Origin of the sequence: Achromobacter spanius, from assembly GCF_003994415.1 — a bacterium.
GTDB lineage: Bacteria > Pseudomonadota > Gammaproteobacteria > Burkholderiales > Burkholderiaceae_B > Achromobacter > Achromobacter spanius_C.
In genome coordinates this window covers 2,718,202-2,737,341 of sequence record NZ_CP034689.1, presented here as the reverse complement: position 1 = coordinate 2,737,341, position 19,140 = coordinate 2,718,202, and the positions used below count along the sequence as shown (strand labels likewise).

The window sequence follows — 19,140 nt, the reverse complement described above, 5'->3', positions numbered from 1 at the left end:
CAGCGTCCGAGAATGGCGAACCGCCGCGCCTGGGCGCGGCCTGGGAACCCGCCGCTTATTGGCGGCTGAACAGGCTGGATCCCTGAATCGTCATGAACGCGGCGGAAGCCGCTTGCAACGCCACCTGGCGCAGAGCAAGCTGGCTGGCGCCGGCGTAGTAGTCCAAATCTTCCAAGTCCGACAGCGTCTTGGAATAGTTCAAGCCCTTTGCCGTGCCGGTTGCGTCCAGCGCTTCCAGCTCGTTCATGCGGGCGCCGACCGACGCCGAGACCGTCAAGACGTTGTCGTAATTGCTTGCCAGCTTCTTGTTGGCGGTCGCCAGCTCGTTGTTCAGCTTGGCCAGTGCCACTTCATCGCCGGCAATCGGCGAATCCAGCACCTTGATCAGGCTGTCCAACGTATTGAACATGTCCACGTCGGCCGACTGCACGCTTTCGACGTTGATCACGTCGCCGTTGGCCGGCGTGCCCTTGATCACCACCGACACGCCACCGAAATCGATGGCCGAATCCGGCGTGTATTGCGTGGGCGCGGCCGGCGGCGCGGGCGCGATGACGGGCGGGACCGGCGGGTTGGCGTTCGGGTCCGTCGTCGTGACGCGGTAGCCCATGTTGCCCGTGGCCGGATCCGCTTCAAACTGGATCTGGAAGCTCTTGCCGATGTTGGCCGAACCGGGGGTCACCGACACCGTGCTGAACTGCGCGGTGCCAATATTGGCGTTGGCGGCGGTGCTGACATACGCCTGCGAGCCCGGGTTGGCGCGGTTGAAAATATCGCTGCCCAGATCGCTCGTGGACAACTGGCGCGACTGGTCCACCTGCATCGTGCGTTCGCCGGTGGCGCCGCTGTAGACGATCTTGCCGTTGACGTCCTGCGAATAGGGAACCACACCGCCCTGGTAACCCGAGAACAGGTACTGGCCGTTGCCGTCCGTGCTGTTCGCCAGGCCCAGCAGGGCATCGCGGGCGCTTTTCAGCGCGGTCGACAGCGCTTGGCGGTCGCTGTCGGCAAAGGTGCCGTTACCGGCCTGGATGACGCGGGTGCGCACGTCCTGCAAGGCGGTCGTGATCGAATCCAGCACATTGCTTTCCTGGCCCAGGCTGGTCGTCGCCGCATCGCGGTTCATGCCATACGTGCTGTTCATGCTCTTGGTCTGCGCCACGCCGATAGACAGCGAGGCAGACAGCGGATCATCCGCCGGCGTCAGGAACTTGCGGCCGCTGCCTACCTGTTCGACCAGGCGGTTCATGTCCGACTCTTGATTCAGAATGCCGCTCAGGCCATTCGAATACATCATCGTGGTGCTCAGGCGCATGGTGCGGCTCCGGATTTCTTTTTAGTCATCACAATGGAAATTTCGTCTTAACCACGCAGGCCCAGCAACGTGTCGAACACGGTGCTGGCCACATCGATGATGCGGGCGCTGGCCTGGTATTGCTCTTGATACAACGAAAGGCTGACGTATTCTTCGTTCAGGTTGACGCCCGACACCGACTGCTGGGCAGCGGTGGTCTGTTTGATCAGGTTGGCCTGCGCGGTGGCGGCCGACTTCACCTGGGCGGTTTGCACGCCCACCGTGTTCACCACCTGCGCGAACATGTCGGTGGTGCTCATCGTGCCGTGGCCCAGCACCTTGGCGCTTTGCAGTTGCGCCAATTTCAGCGCGTTCTTGCCGTTGGCGTCGCCACCCTCGGCGTCGGCCGCGGCCACTTTTTCCGGATCGGTAATCAGCACATTGATGTCGCGCGCGGCATTGCGCGTGGGCGACAGCGACCACGTGTCGCCCGCCTGCGGCGGCGCGTCGATCGTCAGCGTCACGCCCATCTCGGCGTCCAGGTTCAGCGTCGCGTTGGGCGGCGTGCCGGTCGCGGGGCCGTTATAGACGCGCGCGCCTTCCGGCATGCGCAGCACCTGGTAGTTGGTGCCGTCAAACGAAATCTCGTAGTCCTTGGCGTTGACATTGCCCAGGGTGGTGAACGTGCCGGTGATCTGCGCGTTGCTCTTGTTGGCGGTGTTCGGCACGGCCTCGGGCGAACTGACGCTGAAGAAATCGGTGCCCGGATTACCGTTCTGATCCAGGCCTTGGGTGTGCTGTTCGTTGAACGACAAGGCCAGGCCGACGGCCATCTGGCCCAGTTGGTTCTGCATCAAGTCCAGCGACGACGAGCGGAATTGCAACAGCCCGCCCAGCGTGCCGCCGGTGATTTCGCTGTCGTCCATTTCCACCGCCACCGTCTTGCCCGCTCCGGCGGGCAAGGTGTAGGCGATGACCGTGCGGCTGGCGTCCTTGGTCGACGCCACGGCCTGCAAGGGATACAAGGTGGAGCCCGACAGCAGCGACTGGCCGCCCTTGGTCAGCGACACGTTGATCTTGTCGCCCTGCGGATAGGTCGTGATGCCGATGAGCTGGTTCAGTTCCAGCACGGCCTGGTCACGCTGGTCGAGCAGGTCGTTGGGGGGGCTGCCATTGGCCTTGCCGGCCGCCAGCGAAATCTGCGTGTTCAGATCGTCGATACGGCTCAGGTAGCTGTTGACCTGTTCAACCGTCGTGGTGATCTGGGTGTTCAGACCTTCACGCTGATTCTGCATTTCGGTGTAGGCCGAACGGATCTGCGTGGCCAGGCTATTGGCTTTGCCCAAGAGGTCGGCGCGCGCCGCCGGGTCAGCCGGCTTGCTGGCGACCGTGTTCATGCTGGTGAAGAAATCAGTCAGGCCCGGGGCAATACCCACGGTGCGATCGGCAAACAGATTATTGATCTGCGACACCTGCGCATACTGCGTCTGCAACTGCGCGCCGCTGCCGGTCGAGCCCACCAACTGCTTGTACAGGAAGCTGTCGTAGCTGCGTTCGACGGTATCGACCTGCACGCCGCGGCCAATGTAACCGTTGCTGGTGGCTTGGGCGCCGGCGGTCGACGTCAGCACGCGCTGACGGTTGTAGCCAACCGTGGTGGCATTGTTGATGTTGTGAGTGGTGGTTGACAAGCCTGCCTGGGCGGCGTTCAGCCCGCTCAGCGCTGTTTTGTACAAGTTCATGCTAACAATGCCCCGTGTGTAACCGCAGGTGATATCTCTGGATACTCCAATAACGGCAGGAGATCGTCCAAATTTAGAGTCCTTCCAACATCTGGCGCGAAATTTCCACGTCAGAGGCTGCCCCACGTAACTGGCCCATGATGCCGATCAGTTTTTGCGCATAGCGCGGGTCGGTCGCGTAGCCCGCGTCCTGGATCTTGCGCGCCGCGTCGATTTCGTTACGCGCCTGCGTCACGGCTTCGTAACGCGGACTGTTGCCGATCAGGCGGGCATAGTCCGAGAACGATTCTTCGTAAGAGGAATAGGCGCGGAAAGGTTGCGTCACCTTTTTGGCGACACCGCCCTCGTATTCAGTGGTCAGCACATTGACGACCTGGCCCTTCCAACTGCCGCCCGCCTTGATGCCGAACAGGTTGTAGCTGGTGCTGCCGTCCGGATGCTTGATTTCGCGCTGGCCCCAACCCGATTCCAGGGCCGCCTGGCCCATGATCAGGCGAGCGGGCACCCCGCTTTGCTGCGACGCCAGGTTGGCCGCGCGCGACATCTTCGACACGAAGTCGACCACATGCTCGGGCGCGCCCTCGGCTGCCGCCAATGCGCGGTCGCTGGCGCGGTTGTTGCGCATCACGTTCAGCAGCGCAGACACTTCGCGCGAGCCGCCCGTGCGGAAATCCAGGTCACCGCCCTGCGCGATGGCACGCACGGCATCGTCGGACATATCGGCCGGCTTGCCCTGCTGCATCTGCGCCAGGATGGACTGGGTCAGTCCGATGCCGGGCGACGCCAGGTGCAGCGCCAGTTGCTCATCGGCCATGGACTGCAGCATCTGCGTCTGTTGCGAATCGAACAGCCCTTCCTTGGGCGTGGCTTCGCGCATGCGCTTGACCATCATCTGCAGGAACAGGGCTTCGAACTGCTTGGCCACCTGGCGCTGCTGCTCGGTGCCTTCGGGATCTTTCTTGACGTCGCGCTTCAGGTCCGACAAGCGGCCCATGTCGAACACCGAATCCTGGCGGGTGGCGCCGCGCGCCGCGTCTTGAGTAATTGCCATGGCCGTCAGATGATTTCCAGTTCGGCGCGCAAGGCGCCCGCGGACTTCATGGCCTGCAGGATGGCCAGCAGGTCTTGCGGCGTGGCGCCCAGGGCGTTCAAGCCCTTGACCACGTCAGCCAGGTTGGCGCTGGTGCTCACGCGCTGCAACGAACCATTGTCCTGCCGCACTTCGATCTGCGTGTTGGGCACCACCACCGTCTGCCCTTCCGTGAAAGGCGTGTCCGGCTGCGACACCTGGTTCTGGCGGTTGATGATGACCGACAGGTTGCCGTGCGCCACCGCGGCCTCTTCGATCATGACCGTGCGGTTCATGACGACCGAGCCGGTACGGGCGTTGATGATGACCTTGGCGACCGTGGGCGCGCGCGTGACCTGCAGGTCTTCCACCTGCGACAGGAAGCGCGCCTGCGAAGCCTGCTCCATGGGTGTGCGCACCTGCACCACGCGGCCGTCCAGCGCGGTGGCCGTGCCTTGGCCGAACTTGCGGTTCAAGGCCACCGCCACATTCTGGGCCGTGCCGAAGTCGGTGTTGTTCAGTTCGACGTGGATGTAGCCGTCGCGCGAGAACGTGGTGGGCACGCCGCGCTCGACGATGGCGCCCGAGCTGATGCGCCCGCCATTCAATTGGTTGATCTGCACGCTGGAGCCGCCGGCCGACGCGCCCGCGCCGCCCACCAGGATGTTGCCCTGGGCGATAGCGTAGACCTGGCTGTCGGCGCCCTTCAGCGGCGTCATCAGCAAGGTGCCGCCGCGCAGGCTCTTGGCGTTACCCATGGACGACACCACCACGTCCAGCGTCTGGCCGGGCCGGGCAAACGCCGGCATGGTGGTGGTGACCATGACGGCGGCCACGTTCTTCAATTGCATGTTGCTGCCGGCGGGCACCGTGATGCCCAGTTGCGACAGCATGTTGGTCAGGCTTTGCTGGGTAAAGGGCGTCTGGCGCACCTGGTCACCGCTGCCGTCCAGGCCCACGACCAGGCCGTAGCCGATCAGCTGGTTGCCCCGCACGCCCTGGATCGAAGCCAGATCCTTGAGCCGTTCGGCCTGCGCCGCACCGGCGCCGGCAAGCAGCCCCACCGCCACGCACACGCGAGCGAACAAGGACAGCACGGCGGATATCGGAGTGGGTTTTGTCATGATCAGAACGGCGAAGCAAGCAGGAAGAAGCGTTGCAGCCAGCCCATGGTCTGAACTTCATCCATGACGCCCTTGCTGCGGTATTCAATGCGAGCGTCGGCCACTTGCGTGGACGACACGGTATTCGTGCCGGTAATGGAACGCGGATCCACCACACCGGCAAAGCGTACGTACTCGCTGCCCCGGTTGATTGCAATCTGCTTCTCGCCAGCCACCTGCAAATTGCCGTTCGACATCACGCCCACGACGGTGGTCGTGATGGTGCCGGTAAAGGCATTGTTGGCGGTGCTGTCGCCCTTGCCCTGCGAGACGTTGCCGCCATTCGCTTCGGTATTCAGGTTGGCGTTGGCCCAACTGCTCATGAACGACGGCGCCGCCGCGATGCCCAGCGTGGCCGAGCCGGTGCGGTTGGTGTTGGTGGCCACGTTCTTGGACGCATTGGTGCGCTCGTTCAGCACAATGGTGACGATGTCGCCCACATTGCGCGGCCGGCGGTCTTCGAACAACGGGTAGTTGCCGTAGGTGGTGGGCTGGTAGATCGAGCCCGTGGGCTGTGCCATGGGCATGGGCGGCGGCGGCGGCGCGGCGGTCGTCGGCCCGGTCACGATGGGCTCGGGCGGAATCATGGCGCAACCGGCCGCCAGCATAGCCAGCGCCGCACTGAATACCAGACGCAGGACAGACATGGGCATCACAGTTGGGACAGGCGGGCCAGCATCTCGTCAGAGGTCTTGACGGCCTTGCTGTTCATTTCGTACGCGCGCTGCGTCGTGATCATGTTGACCAGTTCTTCAGCCACGTTCACGTTCGAGGTTTCCACGTAGTTCTGCATGATCGAACCCGCGCCGTCCACGCCCGGCTGCAGCAGGTTGGCGGGGCCCGAAGCATCCGTTTCCAGATACAGGTTTTCGCCAATACTTTGCAGGCCGGTGGGGTTGATGAAGGTGGCGATCTGCAACTGGCCGATCTGCACGTTCACGCCGGCGGCGCCAGGCTGCGTCACCGAGACGATGCCGTCCTTGCCGATGGAGATGGACAAGGCGTTGTCAGGCACGTTCATCGGCGGCTGGATCACATAACCGGACACCGTGGTCAACTGGCCGTTCTGGTCGCGTTGCAGCGCGCCGTCACGGGTGTAGCCCTGGGTGCCGTCGGGCAGTTCCACTTGCAGGAAACCCCGGCCGTTGATGGCGATATCCATTTCGCCGCCGGTGTTGTTCAGGTTGCCGTCCGTGTGGATGCGTTCGGTGGCGGCCACGCGCGCGCCCGTGCCCAATTGCAGGCCGGACGGCAGTTGCGTGGCGTCACCCACCTGGGCGCCGGGTTGGCGCAGCGTCTGGTACATCAGGTCCTGAAACACGGCGCGACCGCGCTTGAAGCCGTTGGTGGAGACGTTGGCCAAGTTGTTGGAGATGACGTCCATGGACATCTGTTGCCCTTCCAGGCCCGTCTTGGCAATCCACAGCGAACGCATCATGGTGAAGTACTCCTAGTGGCGCGGCCCGGCCGCGCGCGATAAATGTTTGAATCAGCGGTCGAATCAGCTGACGGACAGAATGCCGTTGGCGCGTTCGGCGTTGCGGTCAGACTGCTGGATTACCTGCATCTGCTGCTCGAAGCGGCGGGCGTTTTCAATCATGCCCACCATCGCCTTCATCGGATTGGTGTTGCTGCCTTCCAGCACGCCCGACAACAGGCGCAGGCCGGGATCGGCGGGCAGCGGCGGGGCCGGCTGGCCGTTGATCGGCGCGCGGCGGAACACGCCGTCGTCACCATGCACCAGCTGCGTGTTGTCAGGGTTGGCCAGCTTCAGGCGACCCAGGTTCAGGATGTTGTTGGGGCCGTCGCCCGCGCCGATGGCGGTGATGGTGCCGTCCGACGTGATGCTCAGCGCGGCCTGGTCGGGCACATCGATCGGGCCGCCCTGATCCGACAGCACCGGCTGACCCAAGGACGTCTGCAACAGGCCGTTGATGCCCACTTGCAGGCTGCCGTTGCGCGTGTAGGCCTCGCCTTGCGGCGTCTGCACGGCAATCCAGCCGTTCTCGCTGGCCAGCGCCACGTCCATGTCGCGGCCCGTGGTCTGCATCGTGCCCATCTGGAAGCTGTTGCCGGGCGTGGACGCCACCGTCGAAACGCGCGTCGGCAGACTCACCCCGTCCGCCATCGGAACCGAGCGGTACAGCGCGATCTGCTCGCGAAAGCCCGTCGTGTTCACGTTGGCCATGTTGTTGGAGAGCGCGGCCTGATGCTCAGTGATACGCGCTGCGCCATTCATGGCGGTGTAGATGATTCTGTCCATTGCCTATTCCGTCGGTGTCGTCGCGAGCCAGCTTTACTTCAGGTTCATCAGGACTTGCATGATTTCGTCCTGGGTCTTGATGGTCTGCGAGTTGGCCTGGTACGTGCGCTGGGCAATGATCATGTTGACCAGTTCCTTGCTCATGTCGACGTTGGACGCTTCCGTCGCCTGGCCGACCACGCGGGACATGCCGTTGGTGCCGGGCTGGCCCAGGATCGGCTGGCCGGAGGCTGCCGTTTCGGACCAGGCGTTGTTGCCGATGGGCTGCAAGCCTTGCAGGTTGGAGAAGTCAGCCAGCACGATGTTGCCGACGACTTGCGTTTCGCCGTTGGTGTAGGCGGCCACCAGGCTGCCGTCGGCGCCGATGTTGATGCCGCTGAATTCACCGGACGTATAGCCGTCGGGCTTGGCCACCAGCTTGTAGTCGCTGCCGTACTGCGTGGTGCCGGTGTAGTTCATGGCAATGCTGAGCGGGTCGGCCGGCGTGACGGCGCCGCCCGGCGCGGCAAAGCTCAGCGTCACGACCGGGGCGCTGGTCATCGCGCCAGCCTTGTTGAACGTGAACTGCTGGGGGTTGCCCCAGACGCCCGCCGCCTCGGTGGTGGGCGACATGGCCTGGCCGTCCATCGTGTAGTAGACGTCGTAGACGCTGTTGCCCGCGACGTCGGCCGGACGCTTCACGAAGTACTGCATCACCTGGTGCGAGTTGCCCAGGGAGTCGTACACCGTCATGGGCGACGCGTTGGTGTAGCTGGCGGAAATGGTGGGGTCGAAGGGACGGCCGATTTCCGTGACCTCGGCGGTGTAGTTGACGTAGCCCGGAATCTGGCTGATGTCGCCCGCCGTGATGGCGCCCGCGCCGTCGATGGTGACCTCGTTCGGCGCGGTGCCGTACGTGCCGGCGGGCGGAATGGCCGCGTCCCAGACCAGGGCGCCGCCGGCGTCACGCGTGAACTCGTAGGGCGTGCCGCCCAGCGTCACCGTGCCGTTGACCGCGGGCGACGTCACCGTATCGGTCAGATACACCACTTTGGCGTTGGCGTTCAGGTTGGCCACGGTGGTGCCGGTGGCGGTGGCTTGCGGGGCCACGTTGGCGGTCGGCACTTGCAGTTCAACCGGGTTCGCGCCGATCGCGCCGGCCGGATAGCCCGTCAGGCGGTAGCCCTGGGCGTTGACGATGTAGCTGTTCTTGTCGACCAGGAATTCACCGTTGCGCGAATACATGACCGCGCCGCTCTGGTCGGTCAGGCGGAACATGCCCTTGGCGCCGTCGATGGCAATGTCGTACTCACCGCCGCCGCCCTGCACGGTACCCACCGTGAAGCGCTGGTTGATGGCAGCCACTTTCACGCCCAGGCCCACGCGCGAGCTGGCGTAGACGTCCGCGAACGACGCGGTGGCCGATTTGAAACCGACAGTGCCGGAGTTGGCGATGTTGTTGCCGATGACGTCCAGGTTCTGCGCAGCGGCATTCAAGCCGCTCAATCCTTGTCCGAAGCCCATGTTTTCTCTCGCTGATCTTTATCTAGGAAAGCCGCCGCTCGTGCGCCGGCACCGTTTCATGTCCGCCCGATTCAGGCGCCGCCGATTACCTTACGCACATCCAGCATGCTGGCCTGGCCGTCCAGGCCCATGTCCAGACGCAAGCCGTCGGTCGAATACGCCACGCTCTTGACCTGGCCGTAGCTCAACACTTCCGCGTTGACCTTCTTGCCGTCACCGTCGGTGGCCAGAACGGACGCGGTGTACGCGCCCGGCTCCAGCACCACGCCGCCGTCGTTCTTGCCATCCCAGTCCAGCGTGTACACGCCGGTCTTCTGCTCGCCCATTTCAATGGTGCGCACAATGGCGCCGTTGGCGTCGGCGATGCGTACCTGCACCTTCTGCGCGTCGCCTTGCAAGTCCAGGCCATAAGGGGTGATCACGCGCTCGGCGGCGTTGTCGCCGTCGACACCGACCTTGATCTTGTTGCCGGGGATGAGCACGCCCTTGCCGATCATCGACACGGCATTCATCGACTGCGACACGTCGATCTGGCCGCTGATGGCCAACATCGTGTTCTTCAGGTTGTTGACGCCTTCCACCGTCGCGATCTGCGCCATCTGCGAGGTGAGCTCGGCGTTTTCCATCGGGTTCAGGGGATCCTGGTTTTGCAACTGTGTCGTGAGCAGTCTCAGAAACTGATCTTGCAGCCCCTGCGCCGTGATGTTGCTGGTGGAACCCGTTTGGGCCAAGGCCAGGCCGGTGGCGCTGGTATTTTGATTGACGGTGGTCATGGATTCGCTCAGTCAGGGTTTAGGATTGACCAATGGTCAAGGTCTTCTGCATCAACGACTTGGCGGTGTTCAGCACCTCGACGTTTGCCTGATAGGACCGCGACGCCGCGATCATGTTGACCGTTTCGGCCACCGGATCGACGTTGGGCATGCTGATGTAACCCTGGGCGTCCGCCAACGGATGCTTGGGGTCATAGACCTGCTTCAAGGGCGACGGGTCCTGGATGACGCCGGCCACCCGCACGCCGCCGATCTCCTGCCCCAAGGCCTGCCCCGGAGCCGGGTTGACCTGGAACACGACCTGGCGGGCGCGGTACGGCTGGCCGTCGGGGCCGACGACGCTGTCGGCGTTGGCCATATTGCTGGCCGACACGTTCATGCGTTGCGACTGCGCGCTGAGCGCGGAACCGGCGATATCGAAAATGCTCAACAAGGACATGGCCTGTTGCTCCCTTTAAGGATCAATCCTGAATAGCGGTCTGCAGCGACCGGATGCGGCCGGAGATCAACTGCATCGTGCTCTGGTAGTGCAAGGTGTTGTCGGCGAACTGCACGCGCTCGATATCCATGTCCACCGTGTTGCCGTCCATGCTGGGCTGGTACGGCAGGCGGTACAGCAGGTCGGTCGGACCTTGCGAGACGGCCTTGGCGGGAATGTGGCGCGCCGAGGTCAGCGTCAACGAGGTGTCGGCCAGGCGCTTGGAATCTTCCAGGGCGTTCTGCATCGCGGTCTTGAAATCAAAGTCGCGCGCCTTGTAGTTCGGCGTGTCGGCGTTGGCGATGTTCGACGACAGCACTTCCTGGCGCTGCGCGCGCAACGCCAAAGCCTGCTGGTAGAACCGGAAATCTTCGTTAAGCCTGTCTAGCATCGTGGCGCCTTCATGCGTTGCAATACGGATAAAGCACGGGACGCCGAACACACCGGTATCCCATTGGATGACGGAATCATAGGGGCCGGCGGCGTAACACAATCAGCCAAATAACCTGCCATTTCTCATCCAATTCACGTATTGCCAAGCGCGGCGGACTCCTACAATTCAGTCATCATGAAAATCTCCGCACGACTCCTCCTCGCGCGCACAAGCGGCCTGATCGTTCTGGCGCTGACTGGTTCCGGGGCGGCGCTGGCCCAAAGCGCCGTCAGCCAGCCGCCCTCGGCGGTCGCGACCGTGGCGCAAGACTATCTGCTGGATCAGTTGGCCGGCCTGCCCGGCCAACCCGCCGTGACCGTCGACGCGCCGCGCGTGGAACACTTGACGCCCTGCGACGCCATGACCCCGTTCATGCCGTCGGGCGTGCGACTGCGGTCGCGGATGACGGTGGGCGTGCGGTGCAACGCGCCCCGACCCTGGACGACCTATGTGCAGGCCACGGTCAGCGTGTCCGGGTACTATTACGTCGCGTCGCGCTTGATCGCGGCCGGCCAGGCGATCACGCCGGCTGACCTGTCCCCCCGCGATGGCGATCTGGTGTCGCTGCCGCCCGGCGCCATCACGGATCCGCACATGGTTGAGGGCATGACGGCCGCCTACCGTATCAACGCTGGCCAGCCGGTAAGAAGTTCATCCTTGCGCAATGCGCAAACGGTGCTGCGCGGCTCCAATGTGCGGATCAACGCCCGCGGCAAGGGGTTTGTGGTCAGCAGCGAGGGCGAGGCGCTGGATAATGCCGCGCCGGGCGCCCGGGTGCAGGTCCGCACCGCGAACGGCCAGGTGGTCAGCGGTGTGGTGCGCAACGCGGGCTTGGTGGAAATACAACTGTAGGCTCTGTTACAAATCGCGTTGCGGCGGCGGGCAAGCTGCCCTAAAGTTCCATCCGCCCCTGTCGTTACTCAGACATAAGTAGGCGGATCCGTCGCAAACCGACCCAGAACGCCCTGCGGAGAAAACCTTGAAAATCAATTCGACCTCCAACCGGCCCATTTCGGCCGACGCCGTCAGCCAGCGCCCGGATTCCGCGGTTGCGCAGGCCTACGGCGCCAGCAACGCCACGGGCTCAAGCAGCTCGCAAGTGGCGTTGAGCTCGGCGTCGCGCAAGATGCTGGCCCTGCAAGACGGCTCGAACGACATCAACGTCGAGCGCGTGGCCGCCATTCGCGCCGCGATTGCCTCTGGCCAATTGAAGATCGACACCGGCCGCATTGCCGACAGCCTGATCGCCAGCGCGCGCGATCTGTTGAAGTAATCCTTGTTCAACGCCTGATCAGAAGCATGACCATGAACCCCGTCGACGCCCTCCAGTCCTGCATGCGTCAGGAAGACGCCCTGATTACCGAGTTTTCGGCGATTCTGGAAGAAGAGACCGAGGTGTTGGTCGGGCCGGGCAATGTGGGCGCGCTGCAGACCATCACGGAACGCAAGGGCCGGGTGGCGCAGCAATTGGTGGATCTGAGCGACACGCGCGACGGCCTGCTGGCCGAAATCGGCCTGCCCGCCGGCCACACCGGCACCGAGCAGGCCGCGGTGCTGCACCCGCAGTTGTCAGGGGTCTGGCAAGCGCTGCTGAGCAAGTCGGCGTCGGCCAATGAAATCAATATGCGCAACGGCGCCCTGATCGACGTCCACCTGCGCTACACCCAGCAATCGCTGGACGCGCTGCGCGACATCAACGGCGCCAAGGGCAACGTCACGTACGACGCCTACGGCCGCGGCGCCCGAGGCGCCCCCAGCCGCAAACCCATCGTCGCCGGATAATTCCGCACGAAATAGGTCCGTAGGATGGGTGGAGCGCGGCACGCCCACCAAAAAAGCACCAGCGCCCAACGCGCGAAACCCATCAGCAGCGGCTGGATATGCACGGCCTCACCGCAAGATGGGTTCCGCGCGATGCAGCCCCAGCGATCTTGCCACGACCCCCACGCGCTGCACCCATCCTACAAGCACCACCGCACATCCGTAGGATGGGTGGAGCGCGGCACGCCCGCCAAAAAAGCATCAGCGCACAACGCGCGAAACCCATCAGCCGCCACCCAAAATCCAGACCCCGCCGGATGGCTACATCACCCCGCCGCCATCTCCAACATCGCGAACATCTTCAATATCGCCACCGGCAGCAACTTCCCCGATAGCTTTCTCTCTGACCCCATAATTCCCGACAACGGCCCCCGCGCCACCTCGGCAGACGCGGAATGCGCCATCTGCCAGCACGCGGCGCCCAGTTGGCCCGCCATCAGCGACTGCCTGGCCAACGTATGCGAACCATCAACCGCCGGCAATGCCTGCCAGGCGCTCGCCATATAACGGAAACCGGCCTTGGCTTCGTCCTGCAACACCAGCCACCGCGCCACCGTCGCCGCGTCGGCTTGAGACGCCGACAGGTTCGTCACGCCAAACAACTGGCCCGCCACTTCCCCGCTTGCCGTGTCGATCAACCGCGCGCACACCAGGCGGAACGCCGCATTCTCGCCCCGGCCCGGCAACGCGATCTCCGTTCCCGACGCCCACAGCGCCAGCGGCACGGGCTTGCCGTCCTGCTCGCTGACCAACCCTGGCATATCCCCCGGCTGGCCCACCGGCAAGTAGCCCACGCTCTTGCCGACGGCATTCAAATTGGTTGGGCATTCGTCCTGCACCACGCGCATGCCGCCCGGACAGCGCGCCACCCATGACGCGCCCTGCTCGCTTAGCGACTGCCACAACGCCGACGTGCCGGCTTCCAGCAGATGCACCAGCGGCAGGCGCGGTAACTGTTCGCCCAACCAGCGCACGCGCGCCTCCAACGCCGGGCCGGCATCCGCCAGGCCGGGCGCCGCGGGCGCGAACGACGTCAGCATGCCGTGAGCCAGCGCCAACTGCTGCGCCGGCGCCGCCAAGGCTACGCCGCGATCGCTCATCAACAAGGACCCCATCAAGACGCCACCCGGCAAGGCCTCGCCTTTCATGCTGGTCTTGCCGTGCATGGCCAACAGGTGCCGGTTGCAGACGGATGAGAATTCACGCCGCACCATCGCCAAGGGCTCGTCAGCCAATGCCGCCAGGCTGGCGCCCGCGCCATCGCCCACATATTCACGCCAGGACGCACGCGCCTGCACACAAGCCGGGTCGCTATCCAGCAAGCCGATCGTGTCATCCAGGTTTTGCGCCGCCGCCACCGATGCGGAGCCACCCTGCGGACGCAGGATCGCCGACGCCAGCAATTGCCTGCGGCGCGCGGGGTCAACCGCGTCCGCCTCGCGCGCGGCCGGCATCAGGGATGCCAGATCCGCTTCGCTGGGCGTATACAAGGCACGCGCGCGTTGAACCATCTGGAAGGCGCGGTCGATCAGTACGTCGGCGCGCGCCAGGTCCATGTGTTCAGGCACCTTCTGGCCCACCGACATATAGTGAATCGGCAAGCGATGGCGGATCGCCGTGTCCAGCGCCGCGCCCAGGCGCGTGGCTTCGTCCAGCTTGGTGATGATGCAACCGGCCACGTCCTCGCCCACCCCATTGCGGTAGGCGTGCGCCACTTCATCCAGGGTATCGCCCTGGCTGGCGGCATTCAGCACCAGCAGCCGGCGCACCGGCTTGCCCGCGTTGCACAGCATCGTGGCCTGTTCCGCCACCAGGCGGTCGCGCTGGCTGATGCCGGTGGTGTCGATCAGCACGATCTTGCGGTTGCCGAGCTCGGCAAGAATGCGGCGCAGCTCGCCCGCGTCGCGCACCGAATGCGCGGGCACGCCCATCAGGCGGCCGTAGATCTGCAACTGTTCAAGCGCGCCGATCCGGAACAAGTCGGTCGTCAGCATTGCAACCTGTTCACGGCCTTCGCGCGCCACGCAACGGGCGGCAAGCTTGGCCAGGGTGGTGGTCTTGCCCACGCCGGTGGGGCCGACCAGGGCATAGACGCCGCCGACCAGGAATTCGTCTTCGGAAGCGACCACGGGCAGGTGCGTGACCAGCTCATTGCGTGCCCAGGCTTGGGCGGCGTCGGCCGACAGGCCTTGCGGCAGGCGGTCGACCAGCGTGCGCACCAGCTTCGTGCTGAAACCGGCGTCAAGCAGACTGCGGAACAGCGCGGCGGCGGCGGGCTCGCGGCCCGCGCCCTGCCGGCCGCCCCACAACAGGCCATCCATGCGAGTTTCCAGCGCGCCACGCAAGGCGCTGATGGCGTCCTCCAAACCGGTCGTGGTGTTTGCCGGCAGCGACGGTGGCGCCATGGGTGGCGCCTGGCGCAAGGGCGCGTCGGGCATCCGGGCCATCGACGGCGCGGCCGCGGGCGCGTAGGCGGGCGTCGCCGCCGTTGCGGACGCACGCGGCACATAGGCAGGCGCCGCGGCAGGCGTGGACGCAGCAGGCACATAGCCGGGCGCCGTCGCAGGTGCGGACGCAGCCGGCACATAGCCGGGCGCCGTCGCAGGCGTCGCCGGCCGGGCGGGCGGCAAGGCTGGCAGTTCGACACGGGTCGCCGCGCCAGTCAGCGGCACAGCGGGCTGCACGGCGATGGATGGGGCAGCAGCTGGCGCGGGGGCAGGATGCGGCATGGGCACCTGCTGCGCGGGCGACGGGTGTAGCGACGCAGGCGCAAGCGCTGTGGGATGGGGTATGGCGGATTGAGGTGCATCGACGCCGTTCGACGCCGGCATCGCATCCATTTCCGGCATCGCGGACGAGGCAAAGGCCGACTGGTACGCAGCGATGGAGCGCGACGGCGTTGAGAAGTTGGTCTGCGGCATCGGCGCCTGCGCAGGCGACGGCGTCGAGTAGCCGGTCTGCGGCCTCGGCGGCGGCATGGCGGCATGCGTGGGCTGCGGCATGGCCGACGGCATCGGCTGCGGCATGGCCGCGGGCGCGGGCGCGGGCGCGGGTTGACGCACCTCCCCGGCCGGCGCAGCGTACCCCGACGCCTCGCGCGGCGGCGCTTCCGACGCCGCATCCTCGAACGCGCCGTCCACCGTGGCCAGCACTTCCACCCCGCCATCGACGCTGCGGTTCGACACGATCAACGCATCCGGCCCCAGCACCTGGCGCACCTGGCGCATCACTTCACGGCTGTTCGCCCCGAAAAAGCGGCTTATCTTCATTGCCCGTTGCTCCCGCCGATCAGCGCGGTCACGCGGACCATGCGCTCATCGGGTATTTCCGTATTCGACAACACGCCCAACTGCGGCAGATGGTGTCGCAAGAAGCGCGACAGCGGCGCGCGCAAGATCGGCGACACCAGCAGCACCGGCGCATTGCCCTGCGATTCCTGGCGTTCGACGGCGGCTTGCGTTTCGCGCAGCAAGGTATCGGCCAGACCCGGCTCCAGGCCGCCACTGGTGGTCATCGCCTGTGACAGCACCCGCTCCAGCTTGACGTCCAGCCCAATCACCCGCAGTTCGCCCTCGCCCGGGAACCATTGCTGCGTGATAGCCCGGCCCAGCGAACGGCGGACCAGCATGATCAGCTCGTTGATGTCGGGCTGACCGCCGGTGCCCGCCGCCTGCGCCGCCAGGCGCGGGCCGTGCTCGGACAGCGTATCGATAATGGTGCGCATGTCGCGGATCGGCACTTCTTCCGACAGCAGGCCTTGCAGCACCTTCTGCAAAGCGGTCAGCGACAGCGTCTTGGGCACCAGGTCTTCCACCAGCTTGGGCGCGTCGCGGCCAATGCGGTCCAGCAACTGCTGCACTTCCTGGCGGCCCAACAGGTTCGAACCGTGGCGGTGCATCAGATGGTTCAAGTGCGTGGCCACCACCGTGCCCGCGTCCACCACCGTATAGCCCGCCACTTGGGCCTGATCGCGCAAGCCCCCATCGATCCACAGCGCGGGCAAGCCGAATGCGGGGTCGGTGGTGGGCGTGCCCTTGATCTGTACCGTGACGCCGCCCGGGTCAATGGCCAGCCATTGGCCCGGCATCGCCACGCCCTGCCCCACTTCAACACCCGACAGCAGGATGCGGTAATCGTTCGGCTTCAGTTCCAGGTTGTCGCGAATGTGCACCACCGGCGGCAGGAAGCCCACGTCCTGCGCGAACTTCTTGCGCAGGCTGCGAATGCGGTGCAGCAGTTCGCCGTTCTGGGCGTGGTCCACCAGCGGAATCAGCCGGTAGCCCACTTCCAGCCCCAACTGATCCACCATGGACACGTCGTCCCAACTGGCCTCGGCGGCGGCGGCCTGCGCCTGCGTGATCGCTTGCGGCGGCACCTCTTCGGCGGCTTGCGCGGCGGCCAGGCGGCGCTTGTGCAGCATCCAGCCGCCCCAGCCCAGCGCACCGGCCAGCGTCAGGAAAGCCACGTGCGGCATGTTGGGAATCAGGCCCATGATGCCGATGATGCCCGCCGTCAGGAACAGCACGGCCGGGTTCGAGAACAGCTGGCTCATGATCTGCTGGCCAACGTCCTGGTCGGTGGACACGCGCGACACCACCACGCCGGCGGCCGTCGAGATCACCAGCGCCGGGATTTGCGCAACCAGGCCGTCGCCGATGGTCAGCAGCGTGTAGACGCGGCCCGACTCGGCCATCGACATATCGTGCTGGGCCACGCCCACGATCAGGCCTCCAATCACGTTGATCACCATGATCAACAGGCCGGCGATGGCATCGCCGCGCACGAACTTGCTGGCGCCGTCCATCGAGCCGAAGAAGTCCGATTCCTGCGAGACTTCGGCGCGGCGCTTGCGCGCTTCGTCTTCGCCGATCAGGCCGGCGTTCAGGTCGGCGTCGATCGCCATCTGCTTGCCGGGCATCGCGTCCAGGGTGAAACGCGCGCCCACTTCGGCGATACGACCCGCACCCTTGGTGATCACGATGAAGTTGATGATGGTCAGGATCACGAACACGATGATCCCGACCGCGAAGTTGCCGCCCACCAGGAAGTGGCCGAACGCCTCGATCACCTTGCCCGCCGCGTCGGGGCCGGTGTGGCCGTTCAGCAGCACGACCCGCGTGGACGCCACGTTCAACGACAGGCGCAGCAAGGTCGCGAACAGCAGCACGGCCGGAAAGGCGGCGAAGTCCAGCGGCTTGCGCGTGAACATGGCCACCAGCAGGATCATCACGGACAGCGCAATGTTGAAGGTGAACAGCAGGTCCAGCAGGAACGTGGGCAGGGGCAGCACCATCATGCCCAGCACCATCACGATCAGGATCGGCCCTGCCAGAAGCCGCGCATGGCCGGCCCCGCTACTCTTCAACATGGTGAGCAAAGCGCTCATTCCTTAAACTCCTTGTGCTGCGGTTGATGCCTGCGGGTCCAGCGCCGCGGGCACGGCCAGTTTGGTCGGGACCGACGGCTCGGCCCCCCATCCTGAACGCCACGAACGCAGCTGGAAGACCCACGCCAGCACTTCCGCCACCGCGGTATATAGCTCGGCCGGGATTTCTTGCCCCAGCTCGACGTGTTGATGCAATGCGCGCGCCAGGGGCGGCGCTTCCAATGTGGGAATGCGGTTCTCGGCAGCCAGTTCGCGGATCTTCGCCGCGATCAGGCCCGTGCCCTTGGCGATCACGCGCGGGGCGCTGCTCTTGTCTTCGTCATACTTCAACGCCACCGCGTAGTGCGTCGGGTTGGTCACCACGACGTCCGCATTCGGCACTTCCGACATCATGCGGCGGCGCGCGGCCTGGCGCTGCTGCTGGCGGATGCGCGCCTTCACGTGCGGATCGCCTTCGCTTTCCTTGTGTTCCTGGCGCACGTCTTCCTTGGACATGCGCAGCTTCTTCAAATGGCTCCAGATCTGCCAGGGCACATCCAACAGCACAATCACCAGCAGGGACGCCACGATGAAGACGCAGCACAGCGCCACCAGCGACAGCGCCTTGATCAGCGCCGCGGACGGCGCCACGTGCATCAGGCCCATCATCTCGTCGTGATAGCGCCAGATGACCCAGACGGCCACGCCGCCCACCAGCAGGGCCTTGGCCAGCGCCTTGATCAGTTCCACCACCGTCTGCGAGGAGAACATCCGCTTCAGGCCGGCAAACAGACTCAGCTTTGAAAAATTGGCCTGCAGGGGCTTGCCGGAGATCACGATGCCGCCCAGCAACACGCTGGACAGCACGGCCACCACCATCAGCACGCCAAACACCGGCAGCAGCGTCATCAAGACGTGGCCAAAGCCGATCACCGCCTGTTCAACCATCACGCCGGGGTCCGTCACAATGCGCTGATCGAACGCCAGGCCGTTGTGCAACACGCCGCTCAGGCCCTGATACAAAGATCCGCCGCCGGCCCAGATCATGCCCACACCGGCGGCCAGCATCATGAACGTGCCCAGTTCCCGGGAACGCGCAATCTGCCCCTCCTCGCGCGCCTTTTCCAGGCGCCTGGGAGAGGCTGCTTCGGATTTCTCGAGGTCGCTTTCTTCAGCCATGCTCTGCGGTTCTGTTGCGGCTCGCGGATTTTCGGATTACGAGCCGCCCGCCGAGAT

At 65.1% G+C, this 19,140-nt stretch carries 17 protein-coding genes; 3 read left to right on the top strand and 14 right to left on the bottom strand.

All coding sequences use genetic code 11. The features are described from left to right. Window positions 1-55 precede the first annotated feature (55 nt). The 11 genes from flgL to flgB all read right to left on the bottom strand — a co-directional run bounded on the left by flgL (window position 56) and on the right by flgB (window position 10,676). Window positions 56-1,315 carry a flagellar hook-associated protein FlgL gene (gene flgL, locus ELS24_RS12640; protein ID WP_050450238.1) on the bottom strand — a complete coding sequence of 420 codons (1,260 nt, stop codon included), beginning with the start codon at window positions 1,313-1,315 and terminating at the stop codon, window positions 56-58. Window positions 1,316-1,362: 47 nt separating this feature from the next. Beyond that, window positions 1,363-3,036 (bottom strand): flagellar hook-associated protein FlgK, encoded by a 1,674-nt coding sequence (flgK, locus tag ELS24_RS12635; protein ID WP_050450237.1) that lies wholly within the window; start codon window positions 3,034-3,036, stop codon window positions 1,363-1,365. 73 nt (window positions 3,037-3,109) lie between these two features. Continuing rightward, a complete protein-coding gene (flgJ, locus tag ELS24_RS12630) occupies window positions 3,110-4,087 on the bottom strand; it encodes a flagellar assembly peptidoglycan hydrolase FlgJ (RefSeq protein ID WP_050450236.1) in 978 nt (325 codons plus the stop codon). 5 nt (window positions 4,088-4,092) lie between these two features. Further along, window positions 4,093-5,229: a flagellar basal body P-ring protein FlgI gene (locus ELS24_RS12625; protein WP_050450235.1), complete on the bottom strand. Its 1,137-nt coding sequence runs from the start codon at window positions 5,227-5,229 to the stop codon at window positions 4,093-4,095. 2 nt (window positions 5,230-5,231) lie between these two features. After that, a complete protein-coding gene (locus ELS24_RS12620) occupies window positions 5,232-5,921 on the bottom strand; it encodes a flagellar basal body L-ring protein FlgH (RefSeq protein WP_050450234.1) in 690 nt (229 codons plus the stop codon). Further along, window positions 5,921-6,706, bottom strand: a complete 786-nt coding sequence (gene flgG, locus ELS24_RS12615) for a flagellar basal-body rod protein FlgG (RefSeq protein WP_050450233.1) — start codon at window positions 6,704-6,706, stop codon at window positions 5,921-5,923. Before flgG ends, ELS24_RS12620 begins: the two co-directional genes overlap by 1 nt. Window positions 6,707-6,769: 63 nt before the next feature. Beyond that, window positions 6,770-7,531, bottom strand: a complete 762-nt coding sequence (locus tag ELS24_RS12610; protein WP_050450232.1) for a flagellar basal body rod protein FlgF — start codon at window positions 7,529-7,531, stop codon at window positions 6,770-6,772. A gap of 33 nt (window positions 7,532-7,564) precedes the next feature. Then, the gene (locus ELS24_RS12605) at window positions 7,565-9,034 is read right to left on the bottom strand and encodes a flagellar hook-basal body complex protein (protein ID WP_050450231.1); all 1,470 of its coding nucleotides are present in this window, start codon (window positions 9,032-9,034) and stop codon (window positions 7,565-7,567) included. A gap of 71 nt (window positions 9,035-9,105) precedes the next feature. Beyond that, window positions 9,106-9,807, bottom strand: coding sequence for a flagellar hook capping FlgD N-terminal domain-containing protein (locus ELS24_RS12600; protein ID WP_050450230.1), 702 nt, complete (start codon window positions 9,805-9,807; stop codon window positions 9,106-9,108). A gap of 19 nt (window positions 9,808-9,826) precedes the next feature. Then, window positions 9,827-10,246, bottom strand: a complete 420-nt coding sequence (gene flgC / locus ELS24_RS12595) for a flagellar basal body rod protein FlgC (RefSeq protein ID WP_050450229.1) — start codon at window positions 10,244-10,246, stop codon at window positions 9,827-9,829. Window positions 10,247-10,268: 22 nt separating this feature from the next. Continuing rightward, window positions 10,269-10,676, bottom strand: a complete 408-nt coding sequence (gene flgB / locus ELS24_RS12590) for a flagellar basal body rod protein FlgB (RefSeq protein ID WP_050450240.1) — start codon at window positions 10,674-10,676, stop codon at window positions 10,269-10,271. Window positions 10,677-10,853: 177 nt separating this feature from the next. Between flgB and flgA the strand changes: the two genes are divergently transcribed. The 3 genes from flgA to ELS24_RS12575 all read left to right on the top strand — a co-directional run bounded on the left by flgA (window position 10,854) and on the right by ELS24_RS12575 (window position 12,500). Next, window positions 10,854-11,570: a flagellar basal body P-ring formation chaperone FlgA gene (gene flgA / locus ELS24_RS12585; RefSeq protein ID WP_050450228.1), complete on the top strand. Its 717-nt coding sequence runs from the start codon at window positions 10,854-10,856 to the stop codon at window positions 11,568-11,570. A gap of 127 nt (window positions 11,571-11,697) precedes the next feature. Continuing rightward, complete coding sequence (gene flgM, locus ELS24_RS12580) at window positions 11,698-11,991, top strand: flagellar biosynthesis anti-sigma factor FlgM (protein WP_050450227.1); 294 nt, start codon at window positions 11,698-11,700, stop codon at window positions 11,989-11,991. Between the two features lie 32 nt (window positions 11,992-12,023). After that, on the top strand, window positions 12,024-12,500 hold the full coding sequence (locus ELS24_RS12575; protein WP_050450239.1) for a flagella synthesis protein FlgN: 477 nt from the start codon (window positions 12,024-12,026) through the stop codon (window positions 12,498-12,500). Window positions 12,501-12,805: 305 nt separating this feature from the next. Here ELS24_RS12575 and flhF read toward each other — a convergent pair whose 3' ends face one another. From flhF to flhB, 3 genes are read right to left on the bottom strand one after another with little or no spacing between them, the layout of a single operon-like run. Then, entirely contained in the window at window positions 12,806-15,808 is a 3,003-nt protein-coding gene (gene flhF / locus ELS24_RS12570; protein WP_127184311.1) for a flagellar biosynthesis protein FlhF, read from the bottom strand. Further along, complete coding sequence (gene flhA / locus ELS24_RS12565) at window positions 15,805-17,925, bottom strand: flagellar biosynthesis protein FlhA (RefSeq protein ID WP_050450355.1); 2,121 nt, start codon at window positions 17,923-17,925, stop codon at window positions 15,805-15,807. Before flhA ends, flhF begins: the two co-directional genes overlap by 4 nt. 3 nt (window positions 17,926-17,928) lie before the next feature. Next, window positions 17,929-19,083 carry a flagellar biosynthesis protein FlhB gene (gene flhB, locus ELS24_RS12560; protein ID WP_127184310.1) on the bottom strand — a complete coding sequence of 385 codons (1,155 nt, stop codon included), beginning with the start codon at window positions 19,081-19,083 and terminating at the stop codon, window positions 17,929-17,931. Window positions 19,084-19,140 lie beyond the last annotated feature (57 nt).

Coding starts and splice junctions, on each gene's coding strand:
- flhA (WP_050450355.1), bottom strand. CDS start 17,925: ATGAGCGCTTTGCTCACCATGTTGAAGAGTAGCGGGGCCGGCCATGCG.
- flgA (WP_050450228.1), top strand. CDS start 10,854: ATGAAAATCTCCGCACGACTCCTCCTCGCGCGCACAAGCGGCCTGATC.
- flhF (WP_127184311.1), bottom strand. CDS start 15,808: ATGAAGATAAGCCGCTTTTTCGGGGCGAACAGCCGTGAAGTGATGCGC.
- flhB (WP_127184310.1), bottom strand. CDS start 19,083: ATGGCTGAAGAAAGCGACCTCGAGAAATCCGAAGCAGCCTCTCCCAGG.
- flgK (WP_050450237.1), bottom strand. CDS start 3,036: ATGAACTTGTACAAAACAGCGCTGAGCGGGCTGAACGCCGCCCAGGCA.
- ELS24_RS12605 (WP_050450231.1), bottom strand. CDS start 9,034: ATGGGCTTCGGACAAGGATTGAGCGGCTTGAATGCCGCTGCGCAGAAC.
- flgG (WP_050450233.1), bottom strand. CDS start 6,706: ATGATGCGTTCGCTGTGGATTGCCAAGACGGGCCTGGAAGGGCAACAG.
- ELS24_RS12620 (WP_050450234.1), bottom strand. CDS start 5,921: ATGCCCATGTCTGTCCTGCGTCTGGTATTCAGTGCGGCGCTGGCTATG.
- flgL (WP_050450238.1), bottom strand. CDS start 1,315: ATGCGCCTGAGCACCACGATGATGTATTCGAATGGCCTGAGCGGCATT.
- ELS24_RS12610 (WP_050450232.1), bottom strand. CDS start 7,531: ATGGACAGAATCATCTACACCGCCATGAATGGCGCAGCGCGTATCACT.
- flgB (WP_050450240.1), bottom strand. CDS start 10,676: ATGCTAGACAGGCTTAACGAAGATTTCCGGTTCTACCAGCAGGCTTTG.
- flgC (WP_050450229.1), bottom strand. CDS start 10,246: ATGTCCTTGTTGAGCATTTTCGATATCGCCGGTTCCGCGCTCAGCGCG.
- ELS24_RS12625 (WP_050450235.1), bottom strand. CDS start 5,229: ATGACAAAACCCACTCCGATATCCGCCGTGCTGTCCTTGTTCGCTCGC.
- ELS24_RS12575 (WP_050450239.1), top strand. CDS start 12,024: ATGAACCCCGTCGACGCCCTCCAGTCCTGCATGCGTCAGGAAGACGCC.
- flgJ (WP_050450236.1), bottom strand. CDS start 4,087: ATGGCAATTACTCAAGACGCGGCGCGCGGCGCCACCCGCCAGGATTCG.
- ELS24_RS12600 (WP_050450230.1), bottom strand. CDS start 9,807: ATGACCACCGTCAATCAAAATACCAGCGCCACCGGCCTGGCCTTGGCC.